Below are 18,147 nucleotides of genomic sequence, written 5' to 3'. Positions count from 1 at the left end.
ACACCTCAATAGCACAAGTAATAAATTTTCGTTTACATCTATTGACAAACCCCGCTTATGAAAAAGCGAGGTTTGTTTGTATGCACTATGTATACTATAGAAACGATTTATTTCAACAGTTTAACTTCTCGGTTCATCCATATATTTATACGTAACATCTCCTCCTATTTCGGCAATTCCTTTAAAATGTTTAAAATCTTCCCTCTTTACTAATTCTGATCGGAATGCAAGAAAATCTTCTTTTTTCACTCGATAGCTTTCTATTTCTCTCTTCATTAACTTATCTAAAATTTCTTCGACTATTTCTTTATTCATCCATTTCACCAATTAACCTTTCCATTATTTTTTTGACCATATTTTAAATTACTTTTTGACTTTAAGTAAAGAATTCTGCATAATTCCTTTTTATGGAACTATTTCTGATATTATTATGTATAATTCTACTAATTATGTTATAATATCATCTAATATCAGAAAAGTGTATGCATTTTAATCATCAAGGATAGTCGAATAATCGGTTATTCGAGAAAATGGTTCCTTATACCACTTTCTTTTCACATAAAATACATAATTTTTCGATAAACCAGCGTTTCCCTATTAATGAAGGAGAATTAATTATTTAGTAACAAGCATTAAACCTATTTCAAAAAAGTTAGTAACACACATTTTATTCATATTTTCATAGTATATATTTAGTAAGTTTATATACTTATATGTTTACGAATAAGTTCGAAGTAGTGAAAACTATATTCAGAATTTATATAAATTTTGGAATGATAAGGAGAGATTGTGCGTGAAAATAGCTGAGGTTGGAAATATTATTGAATTTAGAGGCTTGCAAGGCATTGTAGAAAAAGTAAATGAAAATTCAGTTATTGTTGATTTGACTTATATGAGTAATTATCGCGATTTAGAGCTAGAGCAAAGAACTGTTGTTAACCATAAAAATTATCGTATCATAAAATAATCAAGAAACCTAAAAAAGAAGTCAGATTGGGAATTTCCCCACTTATTGACTTCTTTTTTGTATGCGCTTTACACCTAACTTCTATATTATAAAGAAGAGACTACTCTACTGCTAATTCCTTTTTCGTTTTTACTTTTCCATGCGGCTTTTGTTTCTGCTTACGTACAGTCCATTCTCTTTCTTTTTCGCTCTGCGCTTTTGACACTTTTCTCACCTCCATCCTTTCCGTTTTATCATGAACAGTATTTCGTTTTTTATCCATTTCTTTCTTAACGTTTTAAGACTTATTCTCCCCCATCTAAATGACACTATGTTTGCAAATATTCTGTTGACCACTTGATAAAAAACTGTTAACATCACATTATATTTCTTAAATAATTGCATGCTATGAATGTTATGGATCAAACTATAACAGGAGCAGCTTCTGGAGAGACCGTTCTGTAAAAAAACGGCACCGAAGGATTCACAATCTCAGGTAAAAGGACAGAAGATCAACCAATACATACTTAAAGTTATCATGTCCTGGTTCTTCTTATCCTTTTAAACAGATTGGTGTCTCCAATCTGTTTTTTTCATACATTCTTCCCTACTCTTTTATTTAAGATGTAAAACAATAGGAAATTATGAGGTGAAATGATGGTTCAACAACGTCGCGCAGTTGTCAGCGTAATTGGAAAAGATCAAATCGGGATTATCAGTAAGGTTACAACAATCCTTTCTAATAATCACATCAATATCCTAGATATAAGTCAAACCATTCTCCAGGATTTCTTTACGATGATGATGCTCGTAGATATCACTGATAAAGAAAACTTAGATAACTTAACAAAACAGTTTGACGAACTAAGCGAGCAACTTCATTTAAAAATAAATATCCAATTAGAAGAAATCTTCCAATCTATGCACCGCGTTTAAGAAAAGAGGGTCCAATAATGAAAATTGCATTAAATGAAATGATGGAAACAATCAACATGGTACAGATGGAGAATCTTGATATTCGTACTGTGACAATGGGAATCAGTCTTTATGATTGTGCTGATTCTGATTTCCAAAAATTAAATGATTCTGTATACAAAAAAATTACAACTTATGCAAGCAAATTAACAGAAGTAGCAAATGCGGTAGAAAAGGAGTATGGAATTCCTATTATTAATAAGCGGATTTCCATCACCCCTATTGCCGAAATACTTGGAAATAGTTCAGTAGAACAGGCTGTAACGCTTGCCAAAACCCTAGACAAAGCAGCAAAAGATTTAAATGTAGATTTCATTGGTGGATATTCTGCTCTTGTTCATAAAGGGATTTCTAAAGGGGATCAAACATTATTAGACGCTCTCCCAGAAGCACTTTCTGTTACGGAACGTGTTTGTTCTTCTGTCTCTGTTGCTACGACAAGAACAGGAATTAATATGGATGCTGTCAAACAAATGGGAGAAATTATCAAAAAAGCAGCAGAAAATACGAAAGATACAAATGGTTTAGCTTGCGCTAAGCTCGTTGTCTTCTGTAATCCTGTGGAGGATAATCCCTTCATGGCAGGTGCTTTCCATGGAGCTGGTGAAGGAGAAGTTGTTATCAATGTAGGGGTTAGTGGTCCTGGAGTCGTTTTAAGTGCACTAAAAAAATATCCTGCAGCAGATTTAGGCGAAGTATCAGATATCATCAAAAAAACAACCTTTAAAATTACTCGTGCTGGTGAATTAATAGGTCGTGTCGTTGCGGAACGATTAAACGTGCCTTTCGGTATTATGGACCTATCTCTTGCTCCAACAAACGCTATTAACGATAGTGTTGCAGAGATATTAGAAGAAATCGGCTTAGAACGAGTTGGAACTCATGGCACTATTGCTGCCCTCGCCTTAATGAATGATGCAGTAAAAAAAGGTGGTGCAATGGCAAGCAGCTATGTGGGCGGATTAAGCGGAGCCTTTATTCCAGTGAGCGAAGACAATGGAATGATTAAAGGAATTTTAGACAATAGCTTAACCCTGTCTAAATTAGAGGCAATGACATGTGTCTGCTCTGTTGGCCTTGACATGATTGCTCTTACTGGAGATGTTACAGCTGCTACTTTATCTGCCATAATTGCCGATGAAGCAGCCATTGGGATGATTAATAAAAAAACAACAGCTGTTCGCGTTATTCCTGTTCCAGGGAAAAAAGAAGGAGAAATCGTTGAATTCGGCGGATTATTAGGTCGAGCACCTGTTATGGGTGTCAATCTATATAGCTCTGATAAATTAATTAATCGTGGTGGACGTATTCCATCTCCTCTACAAGCTTTAATTAATTAGTATTATATACTGGACAAGAAGTATCCCTATCTTTTCCTGAGCAATAGGGAACTTCTTGTCTTGCTATTCATCATTTTGGTATGGGCTTTCTCCATAAGAATAGTAAGAAAACTAAACTTATATATCCAAATATAGGATATAAAAAGGATAATAGCGTACCATATTGGACGTAACTAATTAGATAAGAAATTAAAATAATTCCTCCAATTATAACCATGCTTGGTAAAGGAATAAAACTGCGCAACTGCCTCTCTAATCCATAGATATTCCCAATAACAGAACTGAAAATTTCTCCATAAATCACTAATATATATACCCATGAAAGCTGAGGAGCCAAATTTTTCATAATGACAGCCATCGGAATGGAATACCGGTAAACATCTGATAGCATAATAAGAGAAAAATGACTAGATATTAAAATAAGCATTAAAGCGATTCCACCTAATATCCCTCCCCATTTTGCCACTTCTTCATCGCCGATTTCAGAGGCAGCAGGTACTAGAACCGCAATGGCCAAAGCTAAATTTAAAGCAGTATACGAAAATGGAGAACTGATCGTTTTCCATGAAATATTCTCCATCTGAAATATCTCACCAAAAAACCCAGGCAAAGATATAGAAAGTAGAAATAAAATAAAACTAAAAGTAATCATAATAGGTACAACAAAAGTGTTTACAGCAAACAATCCCTTTGTACCAACTCTCATAACAAGTAAGGAAAGAATAATAGTAAAGATGACACCAGTGCTTTTATTCAGCCCAAGCTGCTCTTCAAATACAGCACCCGCTCCTGAAAACATCACGGCGCAAACACCTAAAAGCATTAATAATAATAGAAAGTTAATCATGTTTCCAACAATGTTACCAAACAAGTAAATGGTAAATTCTTGATAGGAAGATGCCTTTATTTTGACAGATATCCTCATTAATTTTGCTCCGAAATAGGCAAAAATAATCCCGCTTAACAGTATCCCTAAAAAGCCGATAAATCCATATTGTGAAAAGAACACCACTATTTCTCTCCCTGTCGCAAAGCCAGCACCAACTACAGTGCCTACATAAACTGCCGCAAGCTGAATTGCAGCACTCCATTTATTTTTCACATATTTCCCTCCTTACATCAACTATATGTAGAAATGGACAAACAATGACGAGCATTTTAGCCTATTAAAAATTTATTTTATCCATGACGTTTAACCCTTTTAAAATAGGAAAATTGGTATAGACACAAAGAAATTTCCTATATACATAAATTTCTAAATTTTATTTTGAAGCAAAATACTTGAAAGTCAAAAAAGGTCAAAGTATAATCATAATTACAAAAGGTCAATATTAGTCAAATTCAAAAGGAGGATATTTATAATGAAATGTGAAATGTGCCAACAAAATAATGCAACAATCAGTTTACGATTTGTTTTTAACAATATGGAAAGCACAATGAATCTATGTCATGCATGCTATCAAAAAGAAAAGCAAAAAATGACAGCACAAAGTGGCCCAATGTTTTTCCAACCTTCCCCTTTTGATGAGTTATTTCAATCATTTAACCAATCAAATCCATTAGGGGGAGCTAGTACTTCAAAGGAAGCTCCTTTTACTAACAACCATAAAAAAGCAGGTATTCTTGATAAACACGGAAAAAATTTAAATCAAATGGCGAACGCTGGTTTGATTGATCCCGTTATCGGCAGAGAAAATGAAATCGAACGTGTTATTGAAATCTTAAATCGTAGAAATAAAAACAATCCTGTGCTAATTGGCGAACCTGGTGTCGGAAAAACAGCAATAGCGGAAGGCTTAGCATTAAAAATTATAGAAGGTAATGTTCCAAAAAAATTACAAAACAAAGAAATTTATTTATTGGATGTTGCTTCCCTTGTTTCGAATACTGGAATTCGAGGACAATTTGAAGAAAAAATGAAGCAAGTAATTCAAGAAGTACAAGCTCGAAAGAATGTAATCGTCTTTATCGATGAAATTCACCAGTTAGTTGGGGCAGGTTCTGCAGAAGGATCAATGGATGCAGGTAATATTCTAAAACCAGCACTCGCTCGTGGCGAATTGCATATCATTGGGGCAACTACCTTAAAAGAATACCGTCAAATCGAAAAAGATGCTGCATTAGAGCGAAGATTCCAGCCGGTACAGGTAAGTGAGCCATCTGTTGAGGCAACTCTTTCCATCTTAAATGGTATTAAGGATAAGTATGAAAAGTTCCATGAAGTTACTTATACTGAGGATGCGATTAAAGCATGTGCAGAGCTCTCTCATCGTTATATCCAAGATCGCTTTTTACCAGATAAAGCAATTGATTTAATGGATGAGGCTGGTTCTAAAATGAATCTTTCTTCTACTTATCAAAACACAGAAGAAATTGAAAATCGTCTTGCTATGATAGCAAAAGAAAAAGAACAAGCATTGAAAGAAGAAAATTACGAGAAAGCAGCAGAATTACGTAAAGAAGAGCAACAGCTTGAAAAAGCTATAAACGAACCAAATATAGAAGAAAAACCGATTGTCGATGTTACCCTTATTCAACAACTTATCGAAAAGAAAACGGGGATTCCTGTTGGAAAATTACAGGAAGATGAGCAACAAAAAATGAAGTTTTTGAGTGAACGTTTAGCTGCAAAAGTGATTGGCCAGGACGAGGCAGTCCGCAAAGTGGCGAAAGCTATTAAGCGTAGTAGAGCAGGACTAAAATCAAAAACAAGACCAATCGGAAGCTTCTTATTTGTCGGTCCAACTGGGGTCGGAAAAACGGAACTTACTAAAACACTTGCAGAAGAATTATTTGGCAACAAAGACAGCATGATTCGATTAGATATGAGTGAATATATGGAGAAACATAGTATTAGTAAAATAATTGGTTCTCCTCCAGGCTATGTCGGTCATGAAGAAGCAGGACAATTAACGGAAAAAGTAAGAAGAAATCCATATAGCATTATCCTGCTAGATGAAATCGAAAAAGCACATCCTGATATCCAATCTATCTTCCTGCAAATTTTAGAAGATGGACGTTTAACAGATAGTCAAGGACGTACAGTAAGCTTCAAAGATTCTGTTATTATCATGACAAGTAATGCTAGTGTTGGTCATAAGCACAAAGTGGTTGGCTTTGGAAATAATGATGCCATTGAAGAAAGTAATTTATTACAAACATTAGGAAACTTCTTTAAACCTGAATTTCTTAACCGCTTTGATGCGATTATTGAGTTTAAAACACTGGAAAAAGAACACTTACTTCGCATTACTGATTTATTGATACAAGAACTTGCTCAAAACTTGCAAGAACAGAATATTACTTTACATGTAGAGGACACTGCAAAAGAGAAAATTGTTGAACTCGGTACCCATCCAAGCTTCGGAGCTCGTCCTTTAAGAAGAGTGATTCAAGAACATTTAGAAGATCAACTGGCAGATGTTATTCTTGATGATCCATCTGTAACAGAATTAACAGCTGTTCTAGAGGATGACCAAATTAAAATAAAACCAGTTCTCTCTAAAACATTATCATAAAAATAAATAGCTAAAACCGTGGGAGGAATTATTCCCACGGTTTTTATTTTTATAAATTACGGTCATCTACTGAATTTAACCATTCATCGATTTCCCCTACTACAGATTCCACACAGCCTTCTTCAAAAGGAGAAATTAAATTAGCTGCTTTGACTAATTCTGTAAATGGCATACTGCCTCCCAAGCCGCAAAGCTCGACATAATCTTCCCAAGCTTCTTCTTTATTCTCTCTTGAACGTTTCCAAAATTGGAAGGCACATATTTGTGCTAATGTATAATCAATATAATAGAATGGAGAATTATAAATATGTCCTTGTTTTTGCCAGAAACCTCCATTTTCCAGATATTCATTTCCATCATAATCAAGATGAGGACTATATTTTCTTTCTATCTTTCTCCATGCTTGCTTCCTTTCTGATGGAGTAGCCGTCGGGTTTTCGTAAACCCAATGCTGAAATTCATCAACTGATACTCCATACGGAAGGAATAGCAGGGCAGAACTTAAATGAGAAAACTTATATTTTTCTACATCTTCTTTAAAGAATAAATCCATCCATGGCCATGTGAAAAACTCCATACTCATGGAATGAATTTCTGCTGCTTCATATGTTGGCCAATAGTATTCTGGGATAGCAAAGCCGCCGCTAGAATACACTTGAAATGCATGACCCGCTTCATGGGTTAAGACATCAATATCGCCTGATGTACCATTAAAGTTTGAGAAAATAAATGGTGCTTTATAATTTTCGATAAAAGTACAATAGCCACCACCAGCTTTTCCCTTTTTAGCGACCAAATCCATTAATTCTGTTTCTCTCATATAAGAGAAGAAATCACCCGTTTCTTTTGATAATTCATTATACATCTTTTGCCCATTTTCAACGATCCACTCTGAATCTCCTTTAGGAGCTGCATTTCCAGTTACAAATTCGAATGGTTCATCATAAAATTTTAAGGAGTCAACTCCGATTCTCTCCCTTTGTCTTTCTTTTAATTTAGTTGCAAGGGGGACGATATAGTCTTCAACTTGTTTTCTAAAAGCCGCAACCATATCTGCATTATAATCTGTGCGATACATACGATCATAACCTAACTCGACGAAGTTTTTATAGCCTAGCTTATTAGCAATTTCTGTCCGAACCTTCACCATATCATCGTATATTCTATCTAACTGCTCTTCATGTTCACGGAAAAAAGCAAACCGGGCTTCACTTGCTGCCTTTCTCGTCTCGCGATTTTTTGATTCTGTAAATGGCTGTAATTGTGCCAGTGTTCTTTCTTCCCCTTCAAACAAAATCTTGGCAGAGGCAACAAGCTTAGTATATTCAGTAGAGAGTTTATTTTCTTGCTGAAGTAATTCAACGATATCCTCTGAGAATACTTTTAGTTGCGCTTCTGCTAATGCAAATAATTGCTTGCCCCATTTTTCTTCTAATTCTGGTTTAAATTTAGATTGAACAAGCGCTTGATAATACTTTGTAATAAGCCCTTCTACCTTTGGTGATATCTCATCGATATAATCTTGTTCTTGCTGGTAAAACTCATCATTTGTATCAACAGAATGGCGAATATAGCATAAATTAAACATAGTAGAAATGTCATTTCTAAGCTCATTTATTTTTTCCATTGCTGCCATTTGTTGATCTAAATGCTCTGCCTGATTAAACTGTACTAATAATTCGTCCATTCTAATTGTAAATTCATTTATATCTGGTCTTTTGTATGTAAATTCCGAAAACTTCATTCTTTTATATCCCTCCATTTTTAACTAGCTTCTCTAATTATACATGAAATCTAGGAAGACCAATACAAAAAAGCGAATATTCATAATGGAAGATTTATTTCCTATCAAAATAAATCTTCCTTCTGAAATACTCGCTTATAATAAGTTTTTCTTGTCCTATTTATCCCCAACAGATAATCCAAGTCTTTTTATTAATTCAATTGCAGTATCTTTTTCATCTGGTGTCAATTCAGACATGATTTCATGAATTCTTTGCTCATGATTTGGGAAAATACTCTCTATTAATCCCTTACCATTATCAGTAATTTGTGCAAATGTAACTCGTCTATCAGTTGGGCAGGCAACCCTTTTTAAATATCCTTTTTCCTCTAATTTATCTACCACATAAGTGATACTCCCACTTGCTAACAAAATCTTTCCCCCAATTTGCTGTAGCGGCTGATCGCCTTTATGATACAGCAATTCCAGGACTGCAAACTCTGTCGGATTCAAGCCGTTTGCCGTGATTGCCTTATTAACATTTTCATTTATTGCTCGATAAGCACGTGATAATACAATATATAACTTTAATGATTGATCGATATCTTTTTTTGCCATTTATAAACTTCCCTTATTAGTATATAATTCACTATCTCGAATTCAGATAAATTATATTATTCCCTAGGTCTTTTGTCAATTTCCAGATGAAAACCTTCCCCTTCATTGAGCTTTCTCTATTTCATGTTATAATTATATCTATATATTGGAATTACCCTATGGAGAATCTATTGATGAAAATAAACACACACAAAAAGCTTTTATATTTTGCAATTGTCGTTATTCCGATCCTTATTACAACTATTCTATTTTTTTATTACCAAGTAAATAGAGAAGAAGCAAAAAATAAGGCTCATGCAGAATGGGTGGCCTCTATTCACCAAAGACAATGGGACTCTTATATAAACAAAATCGTCTCTTCTTTAAATATTCTAAGTCTCTCCATTCAAACTAATACCGATTCAGCAGAAGAAATTAATAACCTATTAAAAAAAGTGTTTACGAATGAGCATATTTATGGTGGTATATTCTTACTTGATAGTTCAGGTAAAACAATTGCTGGGGTTAATGATACGTATGATTCGATTGATATCTCTGAAGAGGATTATATAATGGAAGTTATTAATTCAAAGGACTTAGTGATTTCTAATAGAGAGGAAGTATTAAGCAACGGTCAGAAAGTAATCGGTATTGCCATGCCTATTATCAGTGACCATAATCAATTAAATTCAATTATAACTGCTTATCTCCGTGTCGATCACTTAATAAATATCACGAAAATGCTATCCTCAGAGGAAAACATCGCCATTATGAATGAACAAAAAGAACGCATTTTTTATATAAATGATGGTGCATCAATAAATAAAAAAGAAGTTATAAGTATGCCCATTGATCGCCTGCCTTGGACCATCATTGTGGAATTAGAAAAACCACATATTTGGAACATCGTAAAATCGAAAATATGGGTCCTTCTTTTTTTTATGGTGATTTTCCATTTCTTTTATATGCTTTTAATTCTTTACTATCATCGTAAAATAAGAGAAGAAGAAGCAAAACAAAACGAAATTCAAAAATTAGAACTTGTCGGCAATTTAGCCGCTAGTTCTGCACATGAAATTAGGAATCCTCTAACTGGTATCAAAGGTCTCATTCAATTATTAAGTGAGAAATATCATGATCAGCAAGACCAGCTTTATTTTTCTATTATCCAAAAAGAAATTGTACGGATAAATGAAATCGTAAGTCAATTCCTTATCTTAGGAAAGCCAACTGCACAAAATAAGCAAAAAATAAACTTAAAATTAATCATCGCAGAACTTAATCCGCTTATCGTTTCGGAAGCAAATTTATATAATGTAAAATATACAGAAAAGATATCTGACCAAGACATTTATATTCTCGGAATCGCCGATCAAATGAAACAAGTATTACTTAATTTAACCAAAAATGCGCTTGAAGCGATGGAAAAGGGCGGGCAGTTAGAACTTTCCATACGTTCCGTTAAGTCAAACGTAATCATTACAATCACCGATAATGGCATTGGCATGTCCAATCAACAGTTAAAGAAAATATTTGAGCCATTTAATACTTCGAAGGAAACAGGGACTGGCTTGGGGCTCGTTGTATGTAAAAGAATCGTTGAATCATTCGATGGTGAAATCCATATATCCAGTAGGGAAAAGAAAGGCACAAAGGTAAATATAATCTTACCTATTATGGAATAATTATTTATCTATTCGCTTCTTGCATCATAAACGCTGTTCATTTTCTATTATTCTTCTTAAAAGAAGAATAGTAGCTTTTGAACAAAAGAAGCGTTTTTTATTTTGTCAAAATATTGGTGGATAATAGGATAAGTAATTTAATGGAGGTCACATCTTTCTTTAAAGAAGGGCATTGATTTGGATGAAATATTATTAAGGTAATCACTGCCATTACCCTTCGCCATATTTAGTTATCTATATACAACCTCGGAATAATTTTTCCGCTTATATCGGTTAGCATTGGACCAAAAAATTCGCGTGTTTTTATATAGTCTTTTTATTTGTTTTCTTTTCTCACTTTCATAGCGAAATACAAGCTGATATTCATAGATTAATTTATCGAGTTCTTGACTCAATCTAATGGTCTCTTCATCAATAGTTCCACGCTCTTTCGCTGTTTTAATCATTACCTCCCTTTTATCTTGAATTTCAAATAATAATTCTGTTTTCTTACAATACACCTTACTTCCTCCTAATCAAATTCCTTACTTACAAACAATGCATTATTTGTTTACTTGATGAATTATTACAATAAAACAAATAAAAGTAAATAGATTCGCAATATTAGACATTTTTCTAAGTCAAAATAGGTATTTGTACTTATTTTTTCTTGATTCCGCTTCTTTTTTTCGACAAAACCACTGATGAAAAGAGTCGAAAACAACTCGCAATAATAGAAAGCGTTTTCTTTTTAGTCACTTTCGCCTAATAGAAAACATCTTAGTATGAAGGAGCATCAACCCTTCTGGAAATTAGTTTATTAAGAGCAAAAAGGCAAAGAATCATATGAAGTTGTTGTTTCCCATGATTCTTTGCCTTTTTTCGACTGAATTCTTATCCATTATCGAGGAATTACTTAAATATCGAGAGTGTTTTTAATCTATCAACCGCCTCTTGCAATCTCTCTTCTTCTGTCAATAGACCAACTCGGACATATCCCTCCCCAAATGCACCAAATCCTGAGCCTGGAGCCATTGCAATATGTACCGTTTCTAATAAATAATCACTAAATTCTTGTGAAGTAAATCCATCTGGTACTTTTAACCATGCAAAGAATGAACCTTCAGGCGCATTGACTTCCCATCCAATTTTTTTAAGTCCATTTATGAAGATATTACGTCTTTGTTCGTAAAGCTGATTCATATCTCTAATACACGCTAAAGATTCTGTTAATGCCGTATAGGCAGCTTCTTGAATCGCTCCAAATAAACTAACATATAAATGATCTTGATAAAGATTTATAGCGGAAATGACACTTTGATTTCCAACTGCAAAGGCAACTCGCCAACCTGCCATATTAAATGTCTTAGATAAAGTATAAATTTCAACACCAATGTCTTTGGCACCTTCTACTTGTAAAAAGCTAAGCGGTTTTTTTCCATCAAACCCAATCGCTCCATATGCAAAATCGTGGACAACACATATATCATGCTGTTTACTTAAAGAAATTGTTTCAGCGAAAAATTCTTTTGTTGCTATTGCTCCAGTAGGATTGTTAGGATAATTTAAGAACATTAACTGTGCTTTTTCTAACTCTTCCTTTCTCACTTCCTTGTAGTTTGGTAAAAAGTTATTTTCTTCACGCAATGGCATGAAAACCGTCTCTGCATTCGCTAAAGCAATCCCAGATAAATAGTCCGGATAACCAGGGTCTGGAACCATTACTGTTTCGCCTGGATTTAATAAACATATGGGTATCTCTACAAGGCCGGCCTTTCCTCCAAATAATATCGCCACCTCTGATTCAGGATCTAAGTCAACATCGTATTCTTTTTTATAAAATTCACTAATAGCTTCCTTTAAATGTTTATATCCTCGAAATGGAGAATATTTATGATTCTTAGGCTGTTCGGCAGCCATCTGCAAGCTCTTGATAATGTGAGAAGGTGTCGGTTGGTCTGGATTTCCTTGCCCTAAATTAATCACATCATATCCTTTTTCAATATAGCTATTAACTTTACTAACTAATGAAGCAAAAAACTGCTCTGGTAAATTCTTTAATAATTGAGATTGATCATATTTCTTCATGTACTCACACCTTCTTCAATGATAAAACCTTCCAATTATTATTGGATAAACTTCTATTAGAAAATTCGATTATAAACATTCCATAAGCGATTAAAATAGAAATAATCGTTTAATAATTCGCTTTTTTATGATATAACGAAATTAATATAATAATTGAATTTTTTTGTTGGTTAACATTATAACGGAATTTAACGAAGATGAATAGAGGTGTAATCATTTGAAATTTCAGATTAGTTTAATTCAAATGGATATCGCATTTGGCAGGCCTGAAGAGAATTTTAAACAGGTAGAGAAAAAAATTGCTGCGTGTAAGGATAATAGTGATATCATTGTACTGCCAGAGTTATGGTCAACCGGCTATGATTTAACAAGATTAGCTGCGATTGCTGATAAACAAGCTCAAAATACTATTTCTTTTTTAAGTAAATTAGCCTCCAAATATAATGTTCATATCATTGGCGGATCTATTGCTAATAATAAAGAAAAAGGGGTTTATAATACACTTATTGTGATAAATAAATCTGGTGATGTGGTACATACGTATGATAAGCTTCATCTTTTTCAGCTGATGGATGAACATTTATATTTAAAGAGCGGGACATCTAATGGCCTTTTTTCTTTAGAGGATAGAAATTTTGCTAGTATGATTTGCTACGATATTCGTTTTCCAGAGTGGATAAGAGCACATACAACAAAAGGAGCTGAAGCCATCTTTGTAGTGGCTGAATGGCCAAAACCAAGATTGGCACACTGGAGAAGCCTGCTTATTGCACGAGCCATTGAAAATCAATGTTATGTAATTGCTTGTAATCGTGTCGGAAATGACCCAAATAATATCTTTGCTGGGCATAGCATGATTATTGACCCATGGGGAGAAATTATTGCAGAAGCCGGGGAGAAGGAAGAAATTCTAACAGCTGCGATTAATTTAGATAAAGTAACAGAGGTACGTAAAACCATCCCAATATTTGCTGATCGAAAACCAGCATATTATACGTGATTTTTATACATATTAACCTAGGACTGTTTATATCAGATAAGTGATAAACAGTCCTTTTTCTTCACTTCGCCCACATTTCCTCAGGGTTGAGTTCATATATACTTTTTTCTCGATACATAAAGTGATTAATAATAAATTCTCTTCTTATTGTCGCGTAGTCATCAAAATATTGTTGAATATAAGCATTTATTTCTTTTTCTTCATATTTTCTGCCAAAAACCAGCCCCTCAAGCATGTATTTGAGCACTATTAACTTTTTCTTTCTTTGCGAAGGAATATTTTTAAGTCTCCCCTCTTTAGTAAAAAAGTTCTCAATGATTTTTGCTTGTTCCTCTTTAGTAACAGTCATAATACTCTCCTCCATTCCATTTGTTAATTTTCTTAAAGACTCGTTTTGTTGTAAAATGACTGATTTATTCAAGAAAAAATAAATCGTATTTTTATCTCTGCGTTCATACACAACATTTATGTCACGCAATTTCTTTAAATGATGAGTAATGGTTGGAGCAGATAGACCCAGTTTTTCTGCGATTGCTTGACCATTCCATGGTTTGTTTGCTAACAAGGAAATTATTTTAATTCTGGTGGGATCCCCCATGGTTTTATGAAATGCAACCATTTTATCTAATTGCATTCGATCACCTACTTTGATTATCATCTAATTAGATAATAATCAAAGTAGGTGATGATGTCAAGATATGGTATAATATTTTCTAAGTCTACATTTTCCGTTGAGAAGACCACTAGACAAATCCTTCTGAGTTTCCCTCTATCTACTCCTCTAACAATTCAAAACAACCAAAAATAAAAAGGGCCTAATATAAGCCCATTCCTTAAAAGTTACTCTACCAGGTCTAATGATCATTCATTTAGTTTGACTGGAAGTACAATGTAGAACGTCGTACCAACCCCTAGCTCTGACTCAACTGTCACTTTCCCTTGATGCTCTTCAATAATTTGATACGATACTAGTAAACCTAAGCCTGTTCCTTTTTCTTTGGTCGTATAAAAAGGTTCCCCAATTCTTGCAAGTATTTCCTTGCCCATTCCTCTTCCGTTATCACGGATTGCTATTTGAAAGTAATCCTGCTTACATTCAATGGAAACAGCTATTTCCCCACCGTCTTCTAATGCCTCTATTGCATTTTTTATAATATTTATAAATACCTGTTTCATTTGATTTGGTTCACAATAGATAATCGGCATATCTTCTGCATACATTTTTATAATTTGAACATTTTGTAGCACCGCTTGTGCATACAGCAATTCGATTGTATCATTCATAATTTGTCTTATATCTCGTTTTACATATTGAACAGCTTGTGGTTTAGCAAGTAATAAAAATTCATTAATAATGGATTCAATCCTAGTAAGCTCTGTTTTTATCACAGAAAAATACATTTCATTTTCCTTTGAGGCAACTCCATCTTCTAACAATTGAATAAATCCCTTTAAAGCTGTCATTGGATTTCGAATTTCATGAGCTATTCCCGCTGCCAATTCTCCTACTACATTTAAAGTAGATGACTTTCTCAGCTGTTCTTCCAACAAGGCATTTTCTGTAACATCACGTAATGTAGTAATACTTAGTCCTGAATAAATATTAAATTTATTACGATATTCAAGCTGCGTATATTCTCTATTATTAGGAAACTTTACTGTATAAAGCCCCCTATTTTGTCCATCTTTGTCCACATTTAATAATTTTGGCTTTATATCTTCTCCAATTGTTTTTGCAGGAGGGAAAAAGGATATTAAATCTGCACCGATTAAACCCTCTTTACTTTTATGAAGAAGACGTTCAGCCGCTTTGTTCATATCAATTATTTGATAGTTTTGATCCCAAATGATAATACCGTCAAAAACTTCTTCAAAAGTATTCTCAAACATCGCCTTACTTTCACGTAATTCTTCTTCCATTTTATAACGTTCCGTAATATTACGGAAAATACTCATGTTTAACCCTTCTACCGAATGAAGTTTGGTTGTAAATTCTAGTATTTTTTTCTGTCCATTTGGCATCAAAAACATCAATTCTTCTCGATTAGATTTCTTATAATAGAGATTTGTAATCATATCCACGTAGCGTTTATCTTTTTTATAAATAAAATCACTAATCCTTGATTTTAGTAACTTTTCTTCAGAACTTTCAAAAATTTTTAAAGCTGATTCATTAGCTGCAATAATTTGCCCTGTTTCTTTCCAAAGAACAATACCATCGAGTGCTTCTGTAAAAAAATCATTATACAGCTTTTGTGCTTCTTCTTTCTCTTTTTCTCTTTCAAATTCCTCTGTTATCTTTTCAATAATTGTTATAAATCCCAGCTCATCGGGCAAGCGACTAGTTTGCGTTTCAAAATAGCGTTTTCGCCCATTAATAGTTAATAGGAATACGCTTTGAAAAGTACCTGATTTGGTTTTTATAGCTTCCATATGCTCCCTTATCACCGAACGTTCTTCCTGCTTCACAAAATGCGTTATATTCCTATCAACTACTTGATTCATATTCACGTTAAAATAATCACAAAGACATGGATTAATATCTCGAATCACTCCATTATTATCAAATATAACCATCCCTACATTTATTGTTTGGAAAGCAATGAATCTCCTATCCCGGACAAGTTTATTTTCTTCTAATTCTTCCTTTAGAAGGGTATTCTCTCTTTCCAATTCCCTCAGTTTATTTTGTAATTGTCGATATTCTTCAGAATAGGATATACTATCCATCTTTATGGATACCCCCCTTTTCAAACGTAGTGATTACATAATTCTACATTATTCTTGAATTTCCTTTCCTTCTGAAGAATTTAAAGAAAAAAACATACTAAGATTAGTCAACTGCTGAGAAAATAAAATATATAACGGATAAGGACAAACAATCTCTAATTTAGTGGTGAAATCAATCGTTCCATCTTTCTTAAAAATTAATTATTGTTCGGGTTTATATTTGATTAAAATATTTATGTCCCTCCCTCAATATAGCAACCGATGTATTTCTGATCGCAAGTATATTCATTTTAATATCTACCTCTCCCTTTATTTCCCCTTAAAATTCAAACAAAAAATTAAGCCTTCCCTATTATTAATAAGGATTTTTATTTTTCTTTCGTCTAACGTACATTTCAATTATGTAATAAACAAAAGTTATTTAGTTAACAGATTAACGACAGGGGATTAAAACAATCGAATTTGTGTTATATATAGTTAGTGAAATGAACTATACGATATTTCCGTTCATGAAAGGATGAGCTTATGAAACAACGGGATTACTATTTTGATAATGCAAAATTTATTTTGATTTTTTTCGTTGTCTTCGGTCATTTTATCCAATCATTCATAAATGACAATCAAAATATTTATACGTTATATAAAGTAATTTACACTTTCCATATGCCAGCATTTATTCTTATTTCAGGATTTTTTGCCAAAGGTATAGCAGAAAAGGGATATATAAAAAAATATGCAAAAAAATTAATCATTCCCTACCTTATCTTCCAACTTGTATATAGCATTTTTTATTATTTTCTATATGGTAAATCAACTTTTGCCATTGAACCGTTGACCCCACATTGGTCCTTATGGTTTTTAATTAGTTTGTTTTTTTGGAACATCTTTTTATTAGTGTTTGTAAAGTTAAAGCCTATACATGGAATTTTACTTTCCTTTGTACTAGGATTAGCGATTGGAATGGTCGATTGGACGTCTAGCTATTTAAGCTTAACGAGAACCTTTGTGTTCTTCCCTCTATTCTTAATAGGATTTTATATGAAAAAAGAACATTTTGCTTTAGTAAAAACAAGAAAAGCAACCATCCTTGCTATTGTTATTTTCACGATTGTTTTTATAGGATTTCACCTATTCCCTACCGTTAATTATCAATGGCTATTCGGCTCAAAATCTTATGAAGCCCTTGGAGAAGGTTATTTTATAGGAATGGCTATTCGATTATTTTTCTATCTATTAAGTTTTCTGATGATTTTTTGTTTTTTTGCTTGTGTACCAAAAAAGGAATATTTCTTTACTAAGCTTGGAAAATCAACATTATATGTATATTTACTGCATGGCTTTTTTATCCGTCTTTTTAGACAAAGTGACTTACCCGCTATTTTTGAATCACCTAGGTCCTATGTTATGATTGTAATTGTATCATTCTTAATTACAGTACTGCTTTCAAGCAATATAATTATTTCCTTTACACAGCCTATTATTGAATTAAAAAGTTCTAAATTAAAAAAGCTTTTTTCAAGAGTACAGCGCTCTCTTCAAACAAATAGATAACTTGTTCCCATCAGT

Annotated in this window: 16 protein-coding genes and 1 riboswitch; of the genes, 7 read left to right on the top strand and 9 right to left on the bottom strand. The window is 33.3% G+C overall.

Translation table 11 applies throughout. From position 1 onward, the window contains the following. Positions 1–120 precede the first annotated feature (120 nt). A complete protein-coding gene (locus NST77_RS04785; protein ID WP_095329024.1) occupies positions 121–315 on the bottom strand; it encodes a hypothetical protein in 195 nt (64 codons plus the stop codon). A 478-nt stretch (positions 316–793) separates the two neighbouring features. On the opposite strand from NST77_RS04785, the gene NST77_RS04780 reads away from it, so the two are divergent. Continuing rightward, positions 794–967, top strand: a complete 174-nt coding sequence (locus NST77_RS04780) for a YkvS family protein (RefSeq protein WP_095329023.1) — start codon at positions 794–796, stop codon at positions 965–967. Between the two features lie 100 nt (positions 968–1,067). On the opposite strand, the gene NST77_RS04775 is transcribed toward NST77_RS04780, so the two are convergent. Beyond that, positions 1,068–1,172 carry a DUF6254 family protein gene (locus tag NST77_RS04775; protein WP_249937926.1) on the bottom strand — a complete coding sequence of 35 codons (105 nt, stop codon included), beginning with the start codon at positions 1,170–1,172 and terminating at the stop codon, positions 1,068–1,070. A gap of 209 nt (positions 1,173–1,381) precedes the next feature. Continuing rightward, a riboswitch (glycine riboswitch) is annotated at positions 1,382–1,464 on the top strand. 139 nt (positions 1,465–1,603) lie between these two features. Between NST77_RS04775 and NST77_RS04770 the strand changes: the two genes are divergently transcribed. Further along, complete coding sequence (locus NST77_RS04770) at positions 1,604–1,882, top strand: ACT domain-containing protein (protein WP_031534154.1); 279 nt, start codon at positions 1,604–1,606, stop codon at positions 1,880–1,882. A 17-nt stretch (positions 1,883–1,899) separates the two neighbouring features. After that, positions 1,900–3,261, top strand: coding sequence for a PFL family protein (locus tag NST77_RS04765; protein ID WP_163188195.1), 1,362 nt, complete (start codon positions 1,900–1,902; stop codon positions 3,259–3,261). A gap of 70 nt (positions 3,262–3,331) precedes the next feature. Here the strand turns inward: NST77_RS04765 and NST77_RS04760 are convergent, their stop codons facing one another. Further along, a complete protein-coding gene (locus tag NST77_RS04760) occupies positions 3,332–4,363 on the bottom strand; it encodes a YkvI family membrane protein (protein ID WP_095329021.1) in 1,032 nt (343 codons plus the stop codon). A gap of 259 nt (positions 4,364–4,622) precedes the next feature. Here NST77_RS04760 and NST77_RS04755 point away from each other — a divergent pair, with 259 nt between their 5' ends. Beyond that, entirely contained in the window at positions 4,623–6,779 is a 2,157-nt protein-coding gene (locus tag NST77_RS04755; RefSeq protein WP_095329020.1) for an ATP-dependent Clp protease ATP-binding subunit, read from the top strand. Positions 6,780–6,828: 49 nt separating this feature from the next. Here the strand turns inward: NST77_RS04755 and NST77_RS04750 are convergent, their stop codons facing one another. Both NST77_RS04750 and NST77_RS04745 read right to left on the bottom strand, forming a co-directional pair. Beyond that, positions 6,829–8,523 (bottom strand): M3 family oligoendopeptidase, encoded by a 1,695-nt coding sequence (locus NST77_RS04750; RefSeq protein ID WP_095329019.1) that lies wholly within the window; start codon positions 8,521–8,523, stop codon positions 6,829–6,831. A gap of 156 nt (positions 8,524–8,679) precedes the next feature. Next, positions 8,680–9,120 carry a MarR family winged helix-turn-helix transcriptional regulator gene (locus NST77_RS04745; protein ID WP_095329018.1) on the bottom strand — a complete coding sequence of 147 codons (441 nt, stop codon included), beginning with the start codon at positions 9,118–9,120 and terminating at the stop codon, positions 8,680–8,682. 173 nt (positions 9,121–9,293) lie between these two features. Between NST77_RS04745 and NST77_RS04740 the strand changes: the two genes are divergently transcribed. Beyond that, on the top strand, positions 9,294–10,784 hold the full coding sequence (locus NST77_RS04740; protein ID WP_163188197.1) for a PAS domain-containing sensor histidine kinase: 1,491 nt from the start codon (positions 9,294–9,296) through the stop codon (positions 10,782–10,784). Positions 10,785–11,014: 230 nt separating this feature from the next. On the opposite strand, the gene NST77_RS04735 is transcribed toward NST77_RS04740, so the two are convergent. After that, a complete protein-coding gene (locus tag NST77_RS04735) occupies positions 11,015–11,284 on the bottom strand; it encodes an aspartyl-phosphate phosphatase Spo0E family protein (protein ID WP_095329016.1) in 270 nt (89 codons plus the stop codon). A 391-nt stretch (positions 11,285–11,675) separates the two neighbouring features. Next, entirely contained in the window at positions 11,676–12,851 is a 1,176-nt protein-coding gene (locus NST77_RS04730) for a pyridoxal phosphate-dependent aminotransferase (protein WP_095329015.1), read from the bottom strand. Positions 12,852–13,068: 217 nt separating this feature from the next. Here NST77_RS04730 and NST77_RS04725 point away from each other — a divergent pair, with 217 nt between their 5' ends. Continuing rightward, a complete protein-coding gene (locus NST77_RS04725) occupies positions 13,069–13,851 on the top strand; it encodes a carbon-nitrogen family hydrolase (protein WP_095329014.1) in 783 nt (260 codons plus the stop codon). A gap of 61 nt (positions 13,852–13,912) precedes the next feature. Here NST77_RS04725 and NST77_RS04720 read toward each other — a convergent pair whose 3' ends face one another. Further along, positions 13,913–14,485 (bottom strand): DUF2087 domain-containing protein, encoded by a 573-nt coding sequence (locus NST77_RS04720; RefSeq protein ID WP_095329013.1) that lies wholly within the window; start codon positions 14,483–14,485, stop codon positions 13,913–13,915. Between the two features lie 227 nt (positions 14,486–14,712). After that, complete coding sequence (locus NST77_RS04715; protein ID WP_095329012.1) at positions 14,713–16,581, bottom strand: PAS domain S-box protein; 1,869 nt, start codon at positions 16,579–16,581, stop codon at positions 14,713–14,715. A gap of 525 nt (positions 16,582–17,106) precedes the next feature. Between NST77_RS04715 and NST77_RS04710 the strand changes: the two genes are divergently transcribed. Next, positions 17,107–18,132: an acyltransferase family protein gene (locus NST77_RS04710; RefSeq protein ID WP_095329011.1), complete on the top strand. Its 1,026-nt coding sequence runs from the start codon at positions 17,107–17,109 to the stop codon at positions 18,130–18,132. The last annotated feature ends 15 nt before the right edge of the window (positions 18,133–18,147 follow it).

Source organism: Niallia sp. FSL W8-0177 (assembly GCF_038006285.1).
Lineage (GTDB): Bacteria > Bacillota > Bacilli > Bacillales > Cytobacillaceae > Niallia > Niallia circulans_A.
The sequence above is the reverse complement of the archived record's forward strand: the minus strand, read 5'-3'. Positions and strand labels throughout refer to the sequence as shown.